21 protein-coding genes are annotated in these 19,379 nt (G+C 40.5%); 2 read left to right on the forward strand and 19 right to left on the reverse strand.

The features are described 5' to 3' along the window. From rsmB to gmk, 6 genes are all read right to left on the reverse strand, one after another. Positions 1-1,380: a 16S rRNA (cytosine(967)-C(5))-methyltransferase RsmB gene (rsmB, locus tag IGL17_RS12195; RefSeq protein WP_438839749.1), complete on the reverse strand. Its 1,380-nt coding sequence runs from the start codon at positions 1,378-1,380 to the stop codon at positions 1-3. A 5-nt stretch (positions 1,381-1,385) separates the two neighbouring features. Beyond that, entirely contained in the window at positions 1,386-2,327 is a 942-nt protein-coding gene (fmt, locus tag IGL17_RS12200) for a methionyl-tRNA formyltransferase (protein ID WP_010776177.1), read from the reverse strand. Continuing rightward, positions 2,320-2,814, reverse strand: a complete 495-nt coding sequence (def, locus tag IGL17_RS12205) for a peptide deformylase (protein WP_002371656.1) — start codon at positions 2,812-2,814, stop codon at positions 2,320-2,322. Before def ends, fmt begins: the two co-directional genes overlap by 8 nt. Before the next feature lie 26 nt (positions 2,815-2,840). Further along, complete coding sequence (gene priA, locus IGL17_RS12210) at positions 2,841-5,273, reverse strand: primosomal protein N' (RefSeq protein WP_016618594.1); 2,433 nt, start codon at positions 5,271-5,273, stop codon at positions 2,841-2,843. A 154-nt stretch (positions 5,274-5,427) separates the two neighbouring features. Then, positions 5,428-5,730: a DNA-directed RNA polymerase subunit omega gene (gene rpoZ / locus IGL17_RS12215; RefSeq protein WP_002354916.1), complete on the reverse strand. Its 303-nt coding sequence runs from the start codon at positions 5,728-5,730 to the stop codon at positions 5,428-5,430. Positions 5,731-5,734: 4 nt separating this feature from the next. Next, entirely contained in the window at positions 5,735-6,349 is a 615-nt protein-coding gene (gmk, locus tag IGL17_RS12220) for a guanylate kinase (protein WP_002354915.1), read from the reverse strand. Between the two features lie 222 nt (positions 6,350-6,571). On the opposite strand from gmk, the gene IGL17_RS12225 reads away from it, so the two are divergent. Then, the gene (locus IGL17_RS12225) at positions 6,572-8,053 is read left to right on the forward strand and encodes a DUF1958 domain-containing protein (protein ID WP_016618595.1); all 1,482 of its coding nucleotides are present in this window, start codon (positions 6,572-6,574) and stop codon (positions 8,051-8,053) included. A 44-nt stretch (positions 8,054-8,097) separates the two neighbouring features. On the opposite strand, the gene IGL17_RS12230 is transcribed toward IGL17_RS12225, so the two are convergent. From IGL17_RS12230 to gnd, 13 genes are all read right to left on the reverse strand, one after another. Continuing rightward, complete coding sequence (locus IGL17_RS12230) at positions 8,098-8,403, reverse strand: hypothetical protein (RefSeq protein ID WP_002383233.1); 306 nt, start codon at positions 8,401-8,403, stop codon at positions 8,098-8,100. Between the two features lie 55 nt (positions 8,404-8,458). After that, positions 8,459-9,343, reverse strand: coding sequence for a YicC/YloC family endoribonuclease (locus IGL17_RS12235; protein WP_002383232.1), 885 nt, complete (start codon positions 9,341-9,343; stop codon positions 8,459-8,461). A 16-nt stretch (positions 9,344-9,359) separates the two neighbouring features. Further along, entirely contained in the window at positions 9,360-9,578 is a 219-nt protein-coding gene (locus IGL17_RS12240; RefSeq protein ID WP_002381076.1) for a YdbC family protein, read from the reverse strand. A 175-nt stretch (positions 9,579-9,753) separates the two neighbouring features. Then, positions 9,754-10,224, reverse strand: coding sequence for an ASCH domain-containing protein (locus tag IGL17_RS12245; RefSeq protein WP_002354908.1), 471 nt, complete (start codon positions 10,222-10,224; stop codon positions 9,754-9,756). 165 nt (positions 10,225-10,389) lie between these two features. Continuing rightward, positions 10,390-11,043: a bifunctional 4-hydroxy-2-oxoglutarate aldolase/2-dehydro-3-deoxy-phosphogluconate aldolase gene (locus IGL17_RS12250; RefSeq protein WP_002354907.1), complete on the reverse strand. Its 654-nt coding sequence runs from the start codon at positions 11,041-11,043 to the stop codon at positions 10,390-10,392. 4 nt (positions 11,044-11,047) lie between these two features. Beyond that, positions 11,048-12,121, reverse strand: a complete 1,074-nt coding sequence (gene uxuA, locus IGL17_RS12255; protein WP_016618596.1) for a mannonate dehydratase — start codon at positions 12,119-12,121, stop codon at positions 11,048-11,050. Positions 12,122-12,144: 23 nt separating this feature from the next. Further along, positions 12,145-12,597: a PTS sugar transporter subunit IIA gene (locus tag IGL17_RS12260; protein ID WP_002381074.1), complete on the reverse strand. Its 453-nt coding sequence runs from the start codon at positions 12,595-12,597 to the stop codon at positions 12,145-12,147. 76 nt (positions 12,598-12,673) lie between these two features. Continuing rightward, a complete protein-coding gene (locus IGL17_RS12265) occupies positions 12,674-13,180 on the reverse strand; it encodes a PTS system mannose/fructose/N-acetylgalactosamine-transporter subunit IIB (RefSeq protein WP_002354904.1) in 507 nt (168 codons plus the stop codon). Between the two features lie 21 nt (positions 13,181-13,201). Then, positions 13,202-14,074 carry a PTS system mannose/fructose/sorbose family transporter subunit IID gene (locus IGL17_RS12270; RefSeq protein WP_002354903.1) on the reverse strand — a complete coding sequence of 291 codons (873 nt, stop codon included), beginning with the start codon at positions 14,072-14,074 and terminating at the stop codon, positions 13,202-13,204. A gap of 20 nt (positions 14,075-14,094) precedes the next feature. Continuing rightward, a complete protein-coding gene (locus tag IGL17_RS12275; protein WP_002354902.1) occupies positions 14,095-14,931 on the reverse strand; it encodes a PTS mannose/fructose/sorbose/N-acetylgalactosamine transporter subunit IIC in 837 nt (278 codons plus the stop codon). Between the two features lie 12 nt (positions 14,932-14,943). Further along, a complete protein-coding gene (locus tag IGL17_RS12280) occupies positions 14,944-16,047 on the reverse strand; it encodes an iron-containing alcohol dehydrogenase family protein (protein WP_002401114.1) in 1,104 nt (367 codons plus the stop codon). Between the two features lie 14 nt (positions 16,048-16,061). After that, complete coding sequence (locus IGL17_RS12285; RefSeq protein WP_010776179.1) at positions 16,062-17,063, reverse strand: D-isomer specific 2-hydroxyacid dehydrogenase family protein; 1,002 nt, start codon at positions 17,061-17,063, stop codon at positions 16,062-16,064. Positions 17,064-17,075: 12 nt separating this feature from the next. After that, a complete protein-coding gene (gene gnd, locus IGL17_RS12290; RefSeq protein ID WP_016618598.1) occupies positions 17,076-18,011 on the reverse strand; it encodes a phosphogluconate dehydrogenase (NAD(+)-dependent, decarboxylating) in 936 nt (311 codons plus the stop codon). Positions 18,012-18,386: 375 nt separating this feature from the next. On the opposite strand from gnd, the gene IGL17_RS12295 reads away from it, so the two are divergent. Next, positions 18,387-19,274: a MurR/RpiR family transcriptional regulator gene (locus tag IGL17_RS12295; RefSeq protein WP_002383224.1), complete on the forward strand. Its 888-nt coding sequence runs from the start codon at positions 18,387-18,389 to the stop codon at positions 19,272-19,274. Positions 19,275-19,379 lie beyond the last annotated feature (105 nt).

Consider the following 19,379-nt stretch of genomic DNA (forward strand, 5'->3'; position numbering starts at 1 on the left):
TTATTTCACCTCATTTGAACTAACTTTCCGCATACAGCAAATAAAGAAGCCATCTGTCATGTATTGATGGGGATACAGAACCAGTTCTTGCTCTTTTACTACTGCTTGGACATTTTCATTTGCAACAATTTCAATTTTTTCAAATTCAGGGTGTTTGGCTAAAAAGGCTGCCACCACTTCCTGATTTTCTTCTGGCGTAATAGTACAAGTGCTATAGACCATTATACCCCATTGTTTTAGTGTTGGGGCAACACTTTCTAAGATTTCTAACTGAATTTTAGGTAAATTTTGAAAATCATTGGCCGTTTTATGGTATTTAATGTCTGGTTTACGGCGCATTAGCCCTAAGCCTGAACATGGCGCATCAACTAAAATCCGATCAAAGGTTGCTGCGGGAAATTCTTCTGCCACTTGTCGCGCATCAAGCTTTTCTGCTTGGACGACATCCGCCACATGGAGGCGTTGCGCATTTTCATTAATTAGCTTAATTTTGTGCGCATGAATATCTAAAGAGGTCACACGACCACCTGCTTCAGCCTCTAAAAAAGTTGCGATATGAGTCGTTTTACCACCAGGAGCCGCGCAGGCATCCAAGACACGATGATGCGGTTCAATTTGCATCGCTGGAGCCACGAGCATAGAGCTTTCATCTTGAATAGTTAAACAACCGTTAATAAACAGTTCACTACCAGCTAAGTAGCCTTTTTCAGCGACAACACCATAAGGGGAAAGTTGACTTTCCTTCGCGGCAATCCCTGTTTCTTGTAATTCTTCCAGCGCTTCTTCTCGTGAAATAAACCGTGTGTTTACTCGGCCACTCGCATGGCTTTTTTCAAATAACGACAAACCCAACTGCCGTGTTTCTTCTTCGCCTAATTGGGCAAGTAATTTTTCTGTTAACCAACGTGGCGTACTAATTTCCGTTGCTAAACGATCAACTGGATCGCTAATTGCGGCCAAACTAGGTGCTCCATTTCGTTGGAACGCCCGCAGCACGCCATTCACGAATTTACCAATCCCAGGATTGCCACGACGTTTGCCAATTTCAACCGCTTCATTAATGACTGCATGATCAGGCACTTTATCTAAATAAAGTAATTGATATAACGATAAAATCAATAAATTTTTCACCCAATTATCGACTTTTTGCGGTTTCTTAACAAATGGTGTTAAGTAGTATTCCAACAATAATTTGCGACTAATTGTGCCGTAGACAAGTTCTGTAAACAAGCGGCCATCTTTCTCGCTTAGTTCTGATTTTGTCATCATTTCATTAAGTAAAAGATTGGAGTACGCCCCACCTTTATCCACACGTTCGATGGTTTCTAAAGCAACGTATCGAACAGAACGTTTTAATTTCTTGGGGATTTTTTCAGCCATTTTTGTTAGTCCACCTTATCTTTTTCTGCGACATTTTGACCAACGCCATTTAAAAATTCTTGAATCGTTAATTGACCTTTACCAGCTGGTTGCAGGCGATCAATTTGAAGAACTGTCCCTTCGCCACAAGCAATCCATAGCGCTTTTTTACTACGTTGGATAATCGTTCCTGGGGCGCTAGTTGTTGTTTCAGTCAGTGGTGTCACTGCCCAAATTTTCCAGTTTGTCCCTTGATAGGTTGTGAACGCTGTTGGCCAAGGACGCATACCACGCACTTGGTTATCAATTGCCTCAGCAGTTTTTTGCCAGTCAATTCGTTCTTGTTCCCGGGTAATATTTGGTGAAAAAGTAGCCTCTTCTTCCACTTGTGGAATAGGCGTGATTTCGCCAGCAATTAGCTTAGGTAACGTCTCTAATAAAAGTTCTTTTCCTAGAATGCTTAATTTTTCAAACATGGTGCCTACATCGTCTTGTTTCGTAATCGGAATTGCACGTTGCGCTAAAATCGCGCCAGCATCCATTTTTTTCACCATTTCCATAATCGTGACGCCTGTTTCTTTTTCTCCTTCAATAATCGAGTAATGTACAGGTGCGCCGCCACGAAATTTTGGTAAAAGTGAGGCATGGACATTAATCGCACCTAGTTTAGGCGCTTTTAAAATTTTCTCTGGTAAAAATTGTCCAAAGGCTGCTGTCACAATTAAATCTGGTGCTAAGTCAATCACTTTTTCCATTTCAGGAGAACCTGAAATTTTCTCTGGTTGTAAGACTAATAAGTTATGTTTTAAAGCTGCTTCTTTGACAGGCGTTGGGGTAATCACTTTTTTTCGGCCAACTGGTCGATCTGGTTGCGTGACAACCGCTTGAACATCATAGCCTGCCTCGATTAAACTTTCTAAAATCGGAACAGAAAAGGCTGGTGTGCCCATAAATACAATTTTAGTCATCAAAATGTTCCTCCATATACGCTTCTAAATCTTCTGGTGCAATTTTCTCAATCATTTTATCGATAAATAACTCGCCATTCAAATGATCAATTTCGTGTTGAAAAGCTCGAGCTAAATAGCCGTAAGCCGTAACTTCCATTTCTTCACCTTCACGGTCAAAATAACGGACAGTCACTTCATCTGCTCGTTCAACGGTTCCATATGTTTCTGGAATACTTAAACAGCCTTCCACATCAATACTGGTTCCCTTTTTTTCAATAATCACTGGATTAATTAGTTCAAAACGACCAGATTCTTCATCGATTTCAATCACTGCCATTTGCAAATTTTTCCCAATTTGCGGGGCTGCTAAGCCAATCCCATCATGGGCCAGCATTGTTTCATACATATCCTCTAGTAACTGCACAATTTCATCGGTAATAATCGTCACAGGTTGAGCCTTCATTTTTAAGTGTTCGTTCGGGTGAATCACAACTGGATAGCGCATAAGTGCTCCTTTCAAAGCTGTATTTTTTAAATAAAATTCATGGGTTCTGCATCAATGGAAAGCTTTAAGCCACGAGCCGTTGCTCGTTGTGTATCGGTTAAAATTTCTTTCAATAATGGTTGAAGCATTGGTTCTTGTTTATACTTGATAATCACTTGATAAAAGTATCGATTATTGACACGCATAATTGCGTTAGGCGTTGGTCCCAACAAAATAGCTTGCGGCGATAAGCCTTGTTTTAATTTCGTCGCAATTTGAAACATTTGTTTCGCTGCTTCATTTTCTTCAGGATGGCTAGCCGTAATTTGGACCGTAAAATAGTACGGCGGATAATCCCCACGATGGCGGATATACATTTCTTTTGTATAAAAATCTTCATAATCTTGGGCTTTTGCCAATTGTATCGCATAATGCTCGGGGTTAAAAGATTGAATGATGACTTCCCCCGGTTTTTCAGCGCGACCAGCGCGGCCGCTGACCTGTGTCAATAATTGGAAGGTCCGTTCACTGGAACGAAAATCGGGTAAATTCAAGGCGGTATCAGCATTTAAGACACCGACTAACGTCACATTTGGAAAGTCCAGTCCTTTGGCAATCATTTGTGTGCCTAATAAGATATCCGCTTGTCCTTCACCAAATGTTCGCAAAATCTTTTCATGCGCACCTTTGCGACGGGTCGTATCAACATCCATTCGGAGAATACGACTGTCTGGTAACAACGTTTGTAATTCTTCTTCTACTTTTTGTGTGCCTGTTCCGTAGTAGCGAATTTTATCTTGGCCACAGTTAGGACAGCGATAAGGAATCCGTTCTTCATGTCCACAATAATGACATTTCATTGTTTTGCTATCCATATGCAAAGTTAAGGAAATATCACAATTCGGACACGGCAACACATAGCCACAATCGCGACACATCACAAATGACGAATAGCCACGGCGATTAAGTAGGAGAACACTTTGTTCGTTTTTCTCTAAGCGTTCTTGGAGTTTTTCTTGCAACGACATGGAAAAAGAAGAGACATTGCCATTTTCTACTTCTTGCCGCATATCCACTACATCAATCGTAGGCAAGGTTGCCGCTTGATTGGCACGCTGTGTTAATCGTAACCGCTGATAAACATTTTTTTGTGCGCGAGCGCGTGATTCCAAGGACGGCGTGGCACTGCCTAAAACAACAGGGCAATGATGGTACTCCGAACGCCAAATCGCTAAATCTCTCGCGTGGTAGCGGGGGGTTTCTTCTTGTTTATAACTTGCCTCGTGTTCTTCATCAATAATGATCACACCGATGTTTTCGATTGGCGCAAAAATGGCAGAACGCGCGCCAACCACCACTTCCGCTTCTCCTCGTTCAATCTTCCGCCACTCGTCGTATTTTTCACCTTGCGATAAGCCACTGTGCATTACAGCAACATGTTCGCCAAAGCGACTTTTAAAGCGTTGCACCATTTGCGGAGTTAAAGAAATTTCAGGGACAAGCATAATGGCTGTTTTGCCTTGGTTAAGAACTTCTGCAATGACCTGTAGATAAACTTCTGTTTTCCCGCTTCCTGTAATACCTTCCAATAAGTAGGTTTGGCTTTGCTGTTCTTGGACCGATTGTAAGATTGTTTCCACAGCCACCTGTTGTTCTGCATTCAAAGATAACGCAGTCGTTTTTTCAAACGTCTGATTAGCAAACGGATCACGATACGCTTCTTTTTCAATGAACGTTAGCCAGCCGTTTTTGGCCGCTTCATTTAAAAGCGCGGTACTGAAACCTAATTCTTTCATTTCCTTCACAGCGGTGACTTTTTCAGTGCCCAAGCGTTGTAAATAGTAAAGAAGTTGCTCTTTCTTCTTAGCTCCCTTGCGTAAACCCAAACGAATTTCCTCTAATTGTTCAAATTCCTTAGCGGCTTGAATGAAGCGGACCATTTTGACTTTATTTCTCGTCGTAACTTCGTAGCGAATATCGACTTTTTGCTGTTTACGCAACGCCATTAGTTGAGGCAAAAGCCCACGTTCTTGCGCTTGGTCCCACGAAATTTCCTCTAAACCATAAAATAACTGATCTTGTAATTCTTCAGAAAGCTCATCCGTTAAATAAATATATTTTTGGTAATCGGCACGCATTACGCTAGGCAACATGGTTTGCAAACAAGTGATTTTAAAGGCAAACGTTTTTTCCTTCATATAATCAGCTAAAGCCAACATTTCTGTATTTAAGACAGGTTTTAAGTCCAATACCGCCACTAGTTCTTTCAACTGAACGTTGGCTTCGTCAAGAACCGTTGCAGCCATTGGTTCAATGGCTAAAACAAACCCTTGAACATGCCGATTACCGTTACCAAAAGGCACTTCTACACGCATGCCGACAGCCAATTGCTCATTTAAATTTTCAGGAACTAAATAAGTGAATGGTTGATCGGTTTGCATCGTTGGTACATCCACAATAACTTTGGCTACTTTTTGCATGGTGCGTCCTCCTTTTTATGTAAATTCTCTTTGCCTATTGTACTAAAGATTGACTGATTTGTCTTGTGTGTCTCGCTGGCACCTTTCAGAATAAACGAAGAGAAAGCCTCTGAAATAGACAGACGGCTTTCTCCATTCGTTGACAATCATTCAATTAATTTTTTTCGTCACGTAAACGGTTTTCTAATTCTTTTTGTTCTTGTTCACGTTGGCGTTTGCGTTCTTCACGTTCAATGCGTAGACGTTCGCGTTTTTCTTCAGGATTTGGATCACTGATCACTGTTCCTGCTTCGATTTCTTCTAACGCACGACCCACACTTTTTACAGAATCAAAGGATTCAACGGTTGGTTGAACGCCTTCATCTAATTCATGCGCACGTTTGCTTGCTAAAATAACCAAAGAATATTTTGAAGGGACTTCTTTTAACAATGAGTCAATTGACGGTTTTAACATCATAAGGCTACATCTCCTCTAACATTTTAATATATTTTCCAATTACACGGTCAACACGGAAGTGCTCACTCGCGATAATGTCTTTAATTCGTTGCACGGCTAAAGGAACTTCATCATTCACTACCGCATAATCATACAGCGCCATCATTTCGATTTCTTCTCTGGCCACAGCCATTCGTTCTTCAATCACAGACATTTCGTCTGTTCCGCGGCCAATAATTCTTGATTTTAATTCCGCTAAATCGGGAGGTGTCAAAAAGATAAATACGCCATCAGGCACTTTGTCTTTGACTTGTTTAGCCCCTTGGACTTCGATTTCTAAAAAGACGTCTTTGCCTTCATCTAGCGTCTGGTTAACATACGTTAATGGTGTCCCATAATAGTTACCAACATATTCCGCATATTCCAACATTTCTCCAGCTTCAATCATCGCTTCAAATTCTTCTCTTGAACGGAAATAGTAATCTACTCCATCCACTTCGCCTTCTCGCTGTTTCCGAGTGGTCATTGAGATTGAATATTGAAAATCATTTTCTTCACTGTCGAAAATAGCCTTTCTTACAGTCCCTTTCCCCACTCCTGAAGGACCTGACAATACGATTAATAACCCGCGCTCTGACATAACGACTTCCTTTCAAAACATAATTTCACAGTATTAGTTCTATTTTGCACTTTTTTTCTGCAATTTTCAAGACTTTCTTGGAGATTCACTGAAAAAATAACATTTCTTCTTTAATTTGGCTTTCATAACTTGTTCTTTTTTTAAACAAATTACCTAGAATTCCTATACAGGCAGCCATTTTTTAAGTAAAATGAAGTGATGACTCCTTTAGGATGAAAAAACGTGAATAAGAAAGGACTGAGAAACATCGCACGAATTAAACCATTTACATTGTTTCTGCTAGGCTTAGTTGTCAGTTGCGGGGCCTTTTTTGCCCAACCTACTGTGACTCACGCAGAAGAAGATATTACCGCGATTGCTAAAAAAATGGGGACGACTCTGAAAGCGGATGGCATTCCCAAAGCAGCCATCGTTGTTGATGCTGATTCTGGAGAAATTCTCTGGTCGCAGCAACCAGATTTAGCGTGGAATCCTGCCAGTATTGCCAAAGTGATGACCATGTACTTGGCCTTTGAAGCAATGGAGCAAGGAAAATTTACAATGGATACCACTGTGACTGCTACGCAAAAAGATGTCGATATTTCTAAAATATATGCCATTAGTAATAACAAAATTACGTTAGGTGTTGCTTATCCAGTCCGTGAACTGTTAAAAATGATTGCTGTCCCTTCTTCTAATGTGGCGACTCTCATGTTGGCAAACTTAATTTCAGGGAACCAGCCTACTGACTTTGTTCATTTAATGAATCAAAAAGCGGCTGAATTAGGGATGACAAATACTACCTATTACAACTGCAGTGGAGCGCAAGCAAGTGCCTTTAACGGCCTGTATCAAATGCAAGGAATTGACCCAAATGGCGATAACGTCTCTACAGCTAGGGATTTAGCTTCACTAACCTATCATTTTCTGAAAAATTATCCAGAAATTTTAGAAATCACCAATAAACCAGTAGTGAAAACAATGGTCGGCACGCCTTACGAGGAAACGTTTGAAGCGTACAATTATTCTTTACCAGGCGCTAAGTATGGTTATCAAGGCGTGGATGGTTTAAAAACAGGCTCTAGTCCAACAGGCGGCTTTAACTATATTGCGACTGTCAAACAAGGAGATTTCCGTTTAATTGAAGTCATTTTAGGCGTTGGTAATTGGCAAAACCAAGATGGTGAATACGAACGGCATGTGGCTGGGAATGCTTTGCTGGACTATGCCTATACGACATACGAACGCAAAAAACTTTTAGACAAAGGGCCACAAACCATTGATCACAAAAAAGTCACTTTGGCTAACGATTTATACGGTGTCGTTCCCAAAGGCAGTCAGCCTACTTTTAAATTAGTAGCAGGGCAGGTGCAAGTCGACACGCCTTTGACATTGTTAAATAGTACGGTTCAAGCGCCGAAAGTGGCTTACCAAGAAGTTAAGCCAAAACAAACAACAGCGGAAGCTGCGGAAGAATCAAACGAACATTCTGGGGATACCACCGTTGCAGAACCGAATCATTTTATTCCCAAATCGATTGCCACAAGTGTTTTAGTCCTTTTCGGGCTGATCTTCTCAGTAATTACCCGTCAGCTTCAAAAACGTTTAGAACGTCAGAAAAAGCACGGCAAAGAAAGCAGTAAAACTGCAGCCATGCGGACAATCTTTTTAAGTGCCACAGTTCTTTCTTTCCTATGCGCCGTTGGCTTGTTTCTTTTATTCTAATTAAAAAAAAATACCACCAAGCGTGAAATGCTTGGTGGTATTTTTTATAAGCCCATATTAGAAAGCGTATTGACCACGTTCATCAATTCATCGCGACGACGAACTTGTTTGTCGACAGGGCCGTCAACTTCTTTCACGTCAATGCGCACAACAAAGTGACGATTCAAAGTAACAAACGTGTCTTCGTTAATTTGGATATTTAACTCTGTTTCAGAATAGCTTGCACAAGCATCTTGCCAGACGTCAAATGGTTCTCTGTCTGAAGCGACTTCTGTTTTTACCACAGAACGACCACTTAATTCTTGAAAGGTTACATCATAAAATTTAGTCATTGCTTTCACCTCTGTCATTTATTCGTTACTTCTATATTATAGCGTTTTCTGGAAAAACACGAAACCATTTTCTCTATTCGACATTTTGAATTTGTTCCCGAATCTTTTCTAAGGTTGTTTTCATTTGAACGACACTATTTTTTATTTCAATTGGACTTGATTTCGAACCAATCGTATTGACTTCACGGTTCATTTCTTGAATTAAGAAATCTAGTTCTCGGCCCACTGGTTCTGTTTCGTCAAGCAACTGATGCAACTTATCAATATGGATATCCAAACGATCCAATTCTTCATGAATATCGCCTTTTTCCAATAAAATGGCCATTTCTGTTAATAAGCGTGTTTCATCCACTTGGCTACCTAACCATTCGTTTAATTTCGCTTCAAAACGTTGACGGTATTCTTGTTCAAAAACGCCCACAAACGCTTGCAGCTCTTGAATTGATTGGGTCAACACTGCTACATAGTCAAGCAGGACTTGTTTAATTTGCGTTCCTTCTTGCACACGGCTTTGGTCAAGACTAGCGATGGCTGCTTCAAATGCTTGAACAAGAAATGGTTCAAATGTCTGATCAGCAATTTCTGCTTCCACTATTTCGACAAAATCATTTTGCTTTAATAAATGGTTGACCGTGTCCCCTGCATCAAACGTTGCTTCCGGATAGTTTTCCTTTAAATGTTGATCTACCGAAGTTAATAATTGATCAATTAAGTCCCACTGCACGCGCACTTCTTTTTGATTGTTGCCGATTTTTTGGAGATTTACATAGACTTCCACACGCCCACGTTTTAACGTGCGTTTGATTACTTGCCGAATCACCAGTTCATAGGCATTCAGTTCCTTTGGCATACGCAATTGAATATCTAAAAACCGCTGATTAACACTTTTGACTTCGATATCCAATTGATAATTTTCATTTTGAATGGTCTTTTTTCCAAATCCAGTCATACTTTTCATTGACAGGGTGCTCCTTTTACATGGATTTAATTGTTTTGCTTAATTCAGCAAATTCTTCGTTGGTTAAGGTGATGCCTTTACCCATTTTTTCGTGATCAGGGGCCCACTCACGCAAATCAAATTTTGGTGGACGACCATTCCAACTAATTAAATTCAATTCTTTACGCCAGCCACGAGCATTCTCAGATAACACAGCGACTTCTTCTAAAATTTCATATGAAAATTCTTCTTTCATAACATTCACTCCTTGTTAGTATTCCTTAGGTTATTGTACCATCTTTTCCTCGACACTTAAAATACACATCTCTTTTCTATCACCCTGTCTATATAAACATACGCAACTTTTTCAAAAAATCAGTAAAAAAAGCGGCGACTGCTCGTTTCAATCGTGTCAGTCACCGCTTCTCTGTCTATTCTTTTTCTGTATAAAGATCCACCACTTCAAAACTTTGGCAAACTAACAACATGTCGGGATAAAATTGTAGCTGATAGGGGGCCAGTTCTTCTTTAAAGAACCGCGCATGCTCTTCATACCAATAATCCAACGTCAAATCTCCTTCACCTTCCGCTTGCGCAAAAGATTCTGAGACCTTGTTCATGGGCATAATTTCAACTTTGGTTGTTCGAATAATAGCCAGCGGTTGAGACTGACCATCTAAAATTATGTCGTATTGACCAGCTTTAGGGAGTTGTTCTTCTTCCATCTTATAAATATCTAAAGAAGAACATGTCGCTGTCTTACGACCAGAAACAACCAATTGCCCCAAACGATTACCCATCTCAGAAGAGCCATCACCAAACATCCACACATCGGGCATCAACATATCTAATTCATGTTTATCTAAAAAGTTTTGCCAGAACACTTCTACATTTTTTAACATCCTTTGCTCTCCTTTTTATTTTTACTTCACGCAACCTTCTTTCACTAATTATACATAACTGATTGCTTTTCTCCTATACTATTTTTACAAAATGAAAACTAAAATAATGTCAGTAACATTTGGACAAAAAAAAGAGGACTAAGTAACAAAACTTAGCCCATCTTTTTATTTTGCTTGTCGTTCTTTGATTTTCGTGAGTAAAGATTGAACATGCTGGCGTGCCGAAGCTTCATCTTCTTGAAGCATCTTTTCTGATAAAATAAAGGAGCCGCCCACTGCTAATACTTCTTTTGCTTCCACATACTCTATAAAGTTTGTTTCATCAATCCCACCAGTTGGTAAAAATTGAACATCATAAAACGGACCGCTTAAACTTTTAATGGCTTTTAACCCGCCATAAATATCGGCTGGGAAAAATTTAACCACTCGTAAGCCATACGCCAGCGCTCGCTGAATCTCCCCAGGCGTAGCTGTTCCTGGAAAAATAGGCACCTCATTTGCCAGACAAAAATCAATGACTTCTGGAACAATCGCTGGTGAAACAATGAACTGTGCACCGTTCGCTACTGCCTCTTGGGCTTCTTTCAAGGTTCTAACAGTTCCTGCACCCACAATTAAATTCCCTGAAGCAGCAAGTTGTTTGATGGCAGGCAAGGCCAGCTGACTCCGAAAAGTGACTTCAATAAACGGTAATTCGTTTTCTACTAAGACTGATTCTACTTGTGGCAAATAGCGTAAATCTGTTGCAGTATATAGTGGTAAAAGTTTACATGTCGCTAATTGTTGATACAGTTGATTTTTTTCAACTTTTGTTTCCATTCTGTCACTTCCTATTTTGTTTGGCTTTGGTTGCTTCGTACAGTCCTTGAATATAGGTCAACCCCATTGCTCGATCATATAAACCATAACCAGGCATCGCTTTTTCATCCCAAATTGCCCGCCCATGATCAGGACGAATAACACCTTCATACCCTACATCTACCAGTGCTTGCATTAATTCCGCCATATCTAACGAACCAGCGACACTCGGATGCGCCGTTTCTTCAAAACGATGCTCACCTAAATACTTCACATTGCGGAAATGAACAAAATTAATTCTGTGACCTATTTCACGAATCATAGTAGGCAAATCATTCGTCGGGTCCGCACCGAGGGAACCTGTACAAAATGTAATCCCATTTGCTGGTGAGTCCACCAAGGAAAGGATCCGTTTTAAATCCGCTAAATTTTTAGTGATTCTTGGCAAACCAAAAATTTCCCAAGGTGGATCATCGGGGTGAATCCCCATTTTGATATTTTCTTCTTCACAGACAGGAATCACACGTTCTAAAAAGTAGCGCAAATTTTCGACCAAATCTTCTTCCGTTACGCCGGCATACATGGCTTTCAATTCTTGAAATTGTTGCAAACGCTCCTCTTCCCAACCTGGTAACCGGAATCCTTTTGACTGACTGTGAATTAATTGATACATGTCTTCTGGCTCCATGTTCTCTACCACAGCTTGATCAAATAACAACGATAAGCTGCCATCTTCATTCTCATACGCCAAGTCCGTTTTAGCCCAACCAAAAATAGGTTTGAAGCTGTAGCACACTAAGGAAATTCCACATTTCCCCAAGTTACGTAACGTTTGGCGATAATTATCAATATAGTGGTCTCGTTGATCCGTTCCCGCTTTAATGGCATCATGAATAGCAACACTTTCAATTCCTAAAAGTGCTAATCCTTCTTGTTCCACCGATTGTTTAAGTGCCTGAATTTCGGCTACTGTCCAAACATCACCTGGTAGTTTATTTAACAAGGTACCGACAACGCCAGTAATTCCTGGAATCTGTCGAATGTGTTTTAACGGAATGGCATCGCCTGCCGCTCCGTACCATCTAAATCCCCATTTCATTGCTTTCACCCTTTACTACATTCTTAAAAATCATCGTCCTCATCCTCTTCATCCTCAAAGGAAGTCATAGAAATATCCCATGCTTGCACACTTTCTTTGCCTTGCGCAACAATTGCTTGCGCCGCTTCAGCAATCGGTGTGCCCAATAATTGATGGTTTATCGCTTCTAAGACCATTGGTAGGTTGGTACCACTCACCACAAAGATTTTCTTTTGTAGAGCTGGTTCGAGTTCGTTAATCACCAAAACTGCCTGATTGTAAGGACTCGCACTTAATAAGTCAACCATGACCAACACGCCATCCCCTTGTTGGACGTTCTCAATCGCTGTTTTAATTTGTCCGCCTAGTGCTTGGACATCGTCTCCACTATTTAGATTAACAGTTTCGATATTTTCGGTTGTGCCCATAATCACGGTAGCTGCGTCTTTCGCACCGTCACTTAGTGCACCGTGTGTAGCAATCACAATCCCTAACATAAAAGTTCCTCCTTCAATTCAGTGGCTTGAGTCATTACTTCAAACAGTCATGCAATGACTCAAGCGACTGGTCTTTTTATAAATTAAATTTGCCTAGAACCTCTTTTAAACTAGTTTTTGGTGCAGAAGGCGTTGCTTGGAAATAAATATCTTCTACGCCGTACACCTCATGTAGTTCTTTTAATTTTTCAGCATCTTCTTTGTTTAAATAAACAGATTTGGTTACTAATAAATCTTTTTCTGGATTCTTCTGTGCAATACCGCCGATGTTTAACTCCTTCATAGGGACTCCGTGTTTTACTAAGTCATAAATTACAGAGACGGTTTTAGCGATTAAAATACAGTTGTACTCTTTGAATTGGTATTCATCCCAATAAAATTTAGCTTTTTCCGGCGTAATGACAATGGTTTTTTGTCCTGTCCGACTGCCTGCACTTTTGTATAAATCACGCATAAATTTATCCTTTGCCACCACTTCATCGACAACGAAAATGGAATTAACGCCACTTTTTTGGGACAAGGTCACCATCACTTGTCCATGAATTAATCGTTCATCTACTCTTGCTAAATTTACTACGCCCATTTGATTCACGTCCTTTTCTTTTTATAAAATACCGACTGTTGCTAAGACAATTAAGATACCTGTTAACCACAATAATGCTTGCGTAACTTTCAAGCCTTTTTTCGTATAGAACCAATACACGCCCATTACGACAGCTAGCGGCAAGAGTCCTGGGACAATCTGATCAAGGATATCTTGGACCACAAACTCACGGCCAGAAAGTTTAAATTGAAGGGTTGAAGAAACTTTGACATAATTACCAGCTAAAATTCCCATCATGAACAACCCTAAAACAGATAACATTTCAATGGCTTTTTGAATCCCCGCACTTTGCATTAAGCCTGTGGCATTCCGCCCCATTTTGAAGGATTGTCTCGCAAAGAACACACCTAACAGTACTTGATAAAGGGCAAACGCCACAAATGGGAAAATCGCACCTAATGCGCTACCTTGTTGCGCCCACGGCACCGCAATCGCAATAAAAATATATTGAACCGTGCCTGAGTCAATCGCATCACCAATCCCCGCTAACGCGCCCATCAATCCAGCTTTGGTGTTATACATTAAATCATCTTGCATCATGATTTCGCGGCCTTCATGTTCTTCTTTGGCCCGCTCTTGTTCCATGGAAGCCATCAGCCCAGTAATGACCCCGCCGCCCCAACTTAATTGCGTATTGAAAAACAGCAGTTGACGCATATAAGCGGCTTTTAATTGTTCATCGTCTTTATATAATTTCTTTAAAAGTGGCATCATTGCGTACAATAACGAAGGCGCCAAGTAACGTTCAAAGGAATGGGGAATTTCATTGGCAAAATGCCAACGGAGATAGGCTTTTGTAACATCTTTATTGGTAATTTCTTCTGGTGCTAAATTCGTTGTTTTCGGCACGACTTTTTCTGTTGTTTCCGTCATTTCAGTTCCTCCTTTTTCTTTTAAAACCCGTCATCGTAATCGTCATCATCATCAAAATCAGTGGTGGCACTGGCGGAACCAGCACTTTCTGCTACAGGTTTGCCTTTTTGGACTTGCACAAAAATTAACGCAATAATTACGCCAAAGATGGCATACGTTACCATGGTAATTTCCAATGACTTAAAGACGATACTCATGAAGTATGCAAGGAAAAAGAAAACCAAGAAATCTTTTCGACCAATGACATAGACCGTTGTCGCAATCCCAATTGCGGCTAAACCACCACCGACTACTTCTAACACGTGAATCACAACGGTTCCTTCTAATGCTTTAATAATATCGGCAATGACTGGTGCCCCTAAATAAAGAGCAAAAAAGACTAATGGAACGAATAAAATAAATGAGGCAATCGTTGGATACCAGATAATTGAGCGGGCAATTTTTTTAGAATTTAGTTCAGCCACCGCACGATCGGTATACTTCCCTAAAAACGTGTTAATAAAGAAACGGAATTGATATAAATAACTTCCTAAAAGACCGACAGGAACCGCTACGGCAATAGCCGCTTCCGGCTTCAAATTCCCTAGCAACGCAACTGGCACAGCAATCGCTGCCGCAATTGATGGTTCTGCTGGCATAGAGCCACCTGGTGAAAAAACACCCATGTAAATCATTTGTAATGCTGCGGTGACAATCATCGCTTTCGGGACATCGCCCATCACTAAACCTGCTACTAACCCTGTCATTAAGGGCGAGAAACGCAACGTTAACGTTGCTCCTCCTCCAAGCCATCTGGACATAATTGCTGCCACCCAAAGCGCCATTATCAAACTTTGTAAAACACTTAACGTTTCCATAGTTCCTCCTTCTTATCCTTGGTTTTGGATATACTTTTCTAGCTCTTCAATCCCTTGACGTAAACGTTCTTCCGAAATCTCAATAGGAATTAAATGAACCTTTTCTTTTGAATCAATAAATTGAACCATTGCATCGAGTACTGCTTCTTCTGGGTAAAGGCCCATTTGTCGTAACGACATGGGCAAGTTTAGCTCTTGATAAAAAGGGATTAATGCGTCTATGATGGCCCACCTTTTTTCCAATGCTAATTGATAGAAGATGCCGTAAGCTACTTTTTCGCCATGTAAATAGTCATGACTTTTTGGTAAAAATTTACTCATAGCATCATGCATGGCGTGTGCTGCTGCATTGCGGGCGTATTTGTCACCGAAGCCGCCGACTAATCCGGAAACGGCGAAAACAATTTCTGAAAGATGGACAAATTCAGGCGTGAGTTTGCCCTCGTCCATCGCTGCTAAGGCTGCTTTTGAGTCCCGCATAATCGCTTCTTGCGAAAGCTTGGCGGTCGCTCCCGCTAATTGTAAAAAGGGTTCCCCTTGCAAATGGGCTTGGCGTAAAATGGTCTCTGATTCATACCATTTCGCTAACGTATCAGCTAAACCAGCGACAAAATAATCACGGGGTGCATCCAGAAGCAACTTAGGATCAGTGATTAAAAACGCAGCTTGGCGAAAGAAATGTTCCGTTTTGCCTTCGGCCGCGCCATTTTCTTGATACATCACAGCTAACGGTGTCCACGGCGCACAGTTACTAGCCAAAGTAGGGACCAAGCCAAAATTCAGATTGTTTAAATGGGCGCTGTAGCCCACTAAATCGGCTAACTTACCGCCGCCGACTCCCAGAAGAAAGTCAATCTGGTGTTCCTTTATTTGCTGTGAAATTTGTTCGGCGCCAAAATAACTACATTCTCCTGTGTAAGTGTGATAGAAGAATTGATACTCTGAATCTGCCAAGAAGGGCAAAAATGGCTGAGCTTTTTCAAAGGATACGGTGCCATGCACCACCAAAATTCGTTGGGCGTGATATTCCTTGAAAAGTGACGGCACCGAAGCTAAGGCGCCTTCGTGGTAACGATAAAATTGCGGTCCAACTTTCACTTTTAAATCAGTTAACATGCTCCTCCTCCTTCTTAACTAACGTAACGACTGACTTCTTGCACTGTCCGTTGAGGTAAAATACCTTGCACCACGTCTTCCACATCTTGCACGCATTTTTCTCCCATCGCTTGCAGGCATTCCATGGTATAAGCGGAGGTGTGCGGCGTCATTACTACATTTTCAAACGCAAGATAAGGATGATTTTTCCGACCTGGTTCCTCTTCTAAAACATCTGTCCCAAGCCCAGCAATTTTGCCCGATTGTAAACCGGCAATCATGGCTTCTTCATCAATCAAGGCGCCTCGTGCGCTATTGGAAAGATAGACGCCGTCTTTCATCTTGGCAATTTCCGCCGAGCCAATCATGTGATAACTTTCTTCAGTTAAATTGGCACATAAACAAATGATGTCAGCTGAAGCTAGCAACGTATCTAAGTCTACTTTTTTGGCTCCATAACTTTGCAGATAAGTGGCGGATTTATAGGGATCATACGCTAACACGTCACAGCGAAATCCGTTTCGTAACGTCTCCACGACACAACTTCCTGTGTTCCCAACACCAATGACACCCACAGTTTTGTTAAATAACGTCCGACCGACAAAATTCGCTCGTTTTTCCCATTGATCCGCTTTAACGCTGGCATCTGCAGCCACGGTTTGCCGTAAAACAGCTAGTAAATTTGTGACATTGTTTTCCGCCACGGCATCTCGTTCTACTAAAGCTGGGATGATGGAAACAATTGTATCGTGCTGTTTTGCAGCGTCTAAATCGATGTTGTTATACCCAATACCATGGCGAGAAATCAGCAACAATTCATCTTTATGTTCAAAAAATTCTTTCGTGAAAAATGGCGTCACGCTAGCAATAATAATCGTATATCCTTGTAAACATTCCGCTAACTCTTTGCCACCAATTTCACTGTCGACTGTAAAATGCTTCACGGTGCCTATTTTTTCTAAGCGCGTCAAGTGTTCAGGAAAAATTTGACCAAAACTACTGGAATTCACTATGGCAATTTTTTGTTTTTTTAACATGGCTAAACTCCTTTACTGACTTTTTACGACTTCATGCCCGCCAAATCCTTGTCGCAAAGAAGCGACCACTTTGTTTGAAAAATGATTTGCTAGCATACTTTCATTTCGAGTAAATAAGGACAACGCCGTAGTTGGGACGGGCATCTTCAAACGCAATGCTTCTTCAATCATCCATTTGGCTTCGCCATTTGCTGCAACTTTCCCTTCTAGATTGGCTAACGTAGGATTTTCCGCAAAAACCTCTTTCGCTAAGCCCATCAAGCGAGCTTCAATAATCGAGCCGTGATTCCACACATCGGCTACTTTCTCCAACGCAAAATCATATTCAGCAGCTTCTAATAAATTGAATCCTTCGCCCATGGCCTGCATCATGACGTACTCAATCCCGTTATGCACCATTTTCAAATAGTGACCAGCTCCTGATTTTCCAGCATAAAGATACCCTTGTTCACAAGCTAAATCTTCAAAAAATGGGGTTAACACCTTGACAGCTTCAGGCGCACCGCCAACCATTAAACACGCTCCTTCCCGCGCTCCTTTGATGCCACCAGAAGTACCACAATCAATAAAATAAATTCCTTTTTCCTCAGCAAGTTGAGCATTCGCGACACTATCATGAAAATTTGAATTGCCACTATCCACAATGATATCCTCTGGTGCTAATTGCTCTACCAATTCTGCCACTAATTGATTGGTAATCTGACCAGCGGGGGTACTTAAAAAAATCACCTTCCTTTTATTAAGCGCTTTCAATAATTCTGACAACGAATCTACAACGGAAAGACCCTGTTCTCTAGCAGTCGCTCTTGCTTCCTTTGTCACATCAAAGCCAATAATGGGCCAGCCTTGTTCGTGAACATTTAATGCCATGTTCAAACCCATTTTCCCAAGTCCAATAAAGCCAATGTCCATTTTTCTTTCACCTGCCTCTTTTGATACTTCAATCATAAAGGATAAAAAAAATAATGTAAACGATTACACTAATTAAAAAATATTTTTTATTTTTTAGCAAAAATCTTGCCTACTCAAAAGGTAAAACGTTTTTATTTTTAAGGAGCTTTCATACAAAAAACACAAGTAAATCTCTTGGTATCACGTTCTTTTTACTGGCTACTTTCTTTAGTTGAGAGAAGTCTTTTCAAGACCCCTTCATTTTTCAGAAAAAAGATTATTTATTTTTTTTGGGCTTTTTTTAAAGAATTTCTTTTTTGTGGAGAAAAAGAGAAATTGTATTTGTCCTCTTTTTCCACTATAATCAGTCTATACCAACAATGAAAAGGCATTCATTCTATTATTAAAAAATAAGATTGGAGGAACGTGTTAATGAAAAATCACTATTTGGATCAACGGATTCGGATCAAAAAACCGAATTTGAGCCTCACAGAAAAGAAAATTTCCGATTACTTTGTTCATTCTGAATCATTATTGACACAAATGACGTTAGAAAGTCTTGCCAACGAAATTGGCGTCTCCCAATCTTCCGTGTATCAATTTGTAAAAAAGATTGGCTATTCTGGGTTCCAAGAATTTAAAATTGATATCGCCAGAAATTCTAATTATCAGCCGACTTTTCAAAACGTCAATAGCGTGAATGGCGCCGATGATATTTCACCAGATGATGATAGTATTACGATTGCTAAAAAAGTCTTACAAGCCAATATTTATTCCCTCAGTAACGCCACACAGTTCTTAACAAAAGAGCTGTTAGATAACGTGTTGGCTTTGATGTACTCTGCCAAAACGCTTCACTTTTTTGGGCAAGGCGGCTCCTCGATTGTGGCTTTTGATAGTTTCCATAAATTCATTCGGACCAACTATCGATGCAACTACATTTTTGATTACCACATGCAGTTAAGTTTTGTCACAAAATTAACCAGTGAAGATTGCGTGTTTATTTTTTCCCATTCAGGCAAAACCAAAGAATCAATCAACCTAGCACGACAAGTAAAAAAAACCAACGCAAAAATGATTACGTTAACCGGTAACAGCGGTTCAGAGTTGGCAGGCTTGTCCGACGAAGCAATTATTGTCGTCACCGAAGAAGGCTTGTTTCGTGCGGAATCCTTGGCTTCACGGATTAGTTACTTAACGGTAATGGATATTTTATACACAAATACGATGTATCACAATTTTGATCAAAATGCCGATTCCTTGAAAAAAATCCGTGATAACATTAGCACGACTAAGACCGATCCGCATTATTTGTCGTAAAGATCTGAATGGTGCTTATTTTTGTAATATCGGTCCTCGCAAATTGGCTTTATACCGTGACTCTACATTTTATGAAGCAAGTGAACTATCATGGAGGTATTTCAA

It is taken from the genome of Enterococcus sp. AZ088 (assembly GCF_051714845.1).
GTDB lineage: Bacteria > Bacillota > Bacilli > Lactobacillales > Enterococcaceae > Enterococcus > Enterococcus faecalis.